Consider the following 3,274-nt stretch of genomic DNA (forward strand, 5'->3'; position numbering starts at 1 on the left):
CATAAAAGTGATGCCGCTATAATGCGCGTCTTATTTTTCGGAATGTCTTCGGGATGATTCTGACGACAGGGAATGTGATTGCTTATGAGAACATCCCAGTTCCGCGAAGCCAACAACCTGTGCTTGCGGAGAAGAGTTGACCGAGCACTGTGATTTTTTGAGGTAACAAGATGCAAGTTTCAGTTGAAACCACTCAAGGCCTTGGCCGCCGTGTAACGATTACTATCGCTGCTGACAGCATCGAGACCGCTGTGAAAAGCGAGCTGGTCAACGTAGCGAAGAAAGTGCGTATTGACGGTTTCCGCAAAGGAAAAGTACCGATGAATGTTGTTGTTCAGCGTTATGGCGCTTCCGTGCGTCAGGACGTGCTGGGCGACCTGATGAGCCGCAACTTCGTTGACGCGATCATCAAAGAAAAAATCAATCCGGCTGGCGCACCGAACTACGTTCCGGGTGAATACAAGCTGGGTGAAGATTTTACTTACGCGGTAGAGTTCGAAGTGTACCCGGAAGTTGAGCTGACTGGCCTGGAAGCAATCGAAGTTGAAAAACCGGTTGTTGAAGTCACCGACGCTGACGTTGATGTAATGCTGGACACTCTGCGTAAGCAGCAGGCTACCTGGAAAGATAAAGACGGCGCTGCTGATGCAGAAGACCGTGTAACCATCGACTTCACCGGTTCTGTCGACGGCGAAGAGTTCGAAGGCGGCAAAGCGTCTGACTTCGTACTGGCGATGGGCCAGGGTCGTATGATCCCAGGCTTTGAAGAAGGCGTTAAAGGCCACAAAGCTGGCGAAGAGTTCACTATCGACGTGACCTTCCCGGAAGAGTACCACGCTGAAAACCTGAAAGGTAAAGCCGCTAAGTTCGTTATCAACCTGAAGAAAGTTGAAGAACGCGAACTGCCGGAACTGACTGAAGAATTCATCAAACGTTTCGGCGTTGAAGACGGTTCCGTAGCCGGTCTGCGTGCTGAAGTACGTAAAAACATGGAACGCGAGCTGAAAGGCGCTGTGCGTAACCGCGTTAAGTCTCAGGCGATCGAAGGTCTGGTAAAAGCTAACGACATCGACGTACCGGCTGCTCTGATCGACAGCGAAATCGACGTTCTGCGTCGTCAGGCTGCGCAGCGTTTTGGCGGTAACGAGAAACAAGCTCTGGAACTGCCGCGTGAACTGTTCGAAGAACAGGCTAAGCGTCGCGTAGTTGTAGGCCTGCTGCTGGGCGAAGTTATTCGCACCAACGAGCTGAAAGCTGACGAAGATCGCGTTAAAGGCCTGATCGAAGAGATGGCTTCTGCTTACGAAGATCCGAAAGAAGTTGTTGAGTTCTACAGCAAAAACAAAGAGCTGATGGACAACATGCGTAACGTCGCTCTGGAAGAACAAGCTGTTGAAGCCGTTCTGGCGAAAGCGAAAGTGACTGAAAAAGCCACTTCCTTCAACGAGCTGATGAACCAGCAGGCGTAATTCGTCGCTTTTGTAGCACGAATTTCGTACGCAAGCCCGTCACCTTTTGGTGGCGGGTTTTTTTTTGTCACGCATTTTGCATGGGAAGAGTGCGAAAACAGCGTTTCAGTGTTAGCGTTACAACAAAAGATTGTTATGCTTGAATTATGGCGATGTCGTACCCATTACTGAGGGACTAGCTGATAATCCGTCCATAAGGTTACAATCAGCACAGCAGGTTTTTTCAAATTTTATCCAGGAGACGGAAATGTCATACAGCGGCGAACGAGATAACTTTGCACCCCATATGGCGCTGGTGCCGATGGTCATTGAACAGACCTCACGTGGTGAGCGCTCTTTTGATATCTATTCTCGTCTACTTAAGGAACGCGTCATTTTTATGACTGGCCAGGTCGAAGACCATATGGCTAACCTGATTGTGGCGCAGATGCTGTTCCTGGAAGCAGAAAACCCGGAAAAAGATATCTACCTGTACATCAACTCCCCTGGTGGGGTAATTACTGCCGGGATGTCTATCTATGACACCATGCAGTTTATTAAGCCGGACGTCAGCACCATTTGTATGGGCCAGGCGGCCTCAATGGGCGCGTTCCTGCTGACTGCCGGGGCGAAAGGTAAACGTTTTTGCCTGCCTAACTCTCGCGTCATGATCCACCAGCCTCTGGGCGGTTACCAGGGCCAGGCAACGGATATTGAAATTCATGCCCGCGAAATCCTGAAGGTAAAAGGGCGCATGAACGAACTTATGGCGCATCATACGGGTCAATCTCTTGAGCAGATTGAACGTGATACCGAGCGCGATCGCTTCCTCTCCGCTTCTGAAGCGGTAGAATACGGTCTGGTCGACTCGATTTTGACCCATCGTAATTAATGCCCAGTGCGCAGGTGTGCCGCTATAATTACCTGGAGCGGCACAACGCTGACTAGCGTCTTGCGCCTGAGAATGGCATTTGCGTCGTCGTGTGCGGCACAAAGAACAAAGAAGAGGTTTTGACCCATGACAGATAAACGCAAAGATGGCTCGGGCAAATTGTTGTACTGCTCTTTTTGCGGCAAAAGCCAGCATGAAGTGCGGAAGCTGATTGCCGGTCCATCCGTGTATATCTGCGACGAATGTGTCGATTTGTGTAACGACATCATTCGCGAAGAGATTAAGGAAGTAGCACCGCACCGTGAACGCAGTGCGCTGCCGACGCCACATGAAATTCGCAATCACCTGGACGATTACGTTATCGGTCAGGAACAGGCGAAGAAAGTGTTGGCGGTCGCGGTATACAACCATTACAAACGTCTGCGCAACGGCGACACCAGCAATGGCGTCGAGTTGGGCAAAAGTAACATCCTGCTGATTGGCCCGACGGGGTCCGGTAAAACGCTGCTGGCTGAAACGCTGGCGCGCCTGCTGGACGTTCCGTTTACTATGGCTGACGCCACCACGCTGACCGAAGCCGGTTATGTGGGTGAAGATGTTGAAAATATTATTCAGAAACTGCTGCAGAAGTGCGACTACGACGTACAGAAAGCGCAGCGCGGGATCGTCTATATCGATGAAATCGACAAGATTTCTCGTAAGTCTGACAACCCGTCCATTACCCGTGACGTTTCTGGCGAAGGCGTACAGCAAGCGCTGTTGAAACTGATCGAAGGTACGGTTGCCGCCGTTCCGCCGCAGGGGGGGCGTAAACATCCGCAGCAAGAGTTCCTGCAGGTTGATACCTCCAAGATCCTGTTTATCTGCGGTGGCGCGTTCGCTGGTCTGGACAAAGTGATCGCTAACCGTGTTGAAACCGGCTCCGGCATTGGTT

Annotated in this window: 3 protein-coding genes; all 3 read left to right on the forward strand. The window is 51.1% G+C overall.

The window, feature by feature from the left end; genetic code table 11:
- Window positions 1–170: 170 nt before the first annotated feature.
- Window positions 171–1,469, forward strand: a complete 1,299-nt coding sequence (tig, locus tag KQJ18_RS22800; RefSeq protein WP_216422823.1) for a trigger factor — start codon at window positions 171–173, stop codon at window positions 1,467–1,469.
- Window positions 1,470–1,716: 247 nt separating this feature from the next.
- A complete protein-coding gene (clpP, locus tag KQJ18_RS22805; protein ID WP_032939995.1) occupies window positions 1,717–2,340 on the forward strand; it encodes an ATP-dependent Clp endopeptidase proteolytic subunit ClpP in 624 nt (207 codons plus the stop codon).
- Between the two features lie 126 nt (window positions 2,341–2,466).
- A partial coding sequence (gene clpX / locus KQJ18_RS22810) for an ATP-dependent protease ATP-binding subunit ClpX (RefSeq protein WP_216422824.1) occupies window positions 2,467–3,274 on the forward strand: 808 nt, incomplete at its 3' end.

Origin of the sequence: Citrobacter sp. S55_ASV_140, from assembly GCF_018919505.1 — a bacterium.
GTDB classification, from domain to species: Bacteria; Pseudomonadota; Gammaproteobacteria; order Enterobacterales; family Enterobacteriaceae; genus Citrobacter; species Citrobacter werkmanii.

Excerpts from the sequence above, each read along its gene's own strand:
- tig (WP_216422823.1), top strand. The coding sequence starts at position 171 with ATGCAAGTTTCAGTTGAAACCACTCAAGGCCTTGGCCGCCGTGTAACG.
- clpP (WP_032939995.1), top strand. The coding sequence starts at position 1,717 with ATGTCATACAGCGGCGAACGAGATAACTTTGCACCCCATATGGCGCTG.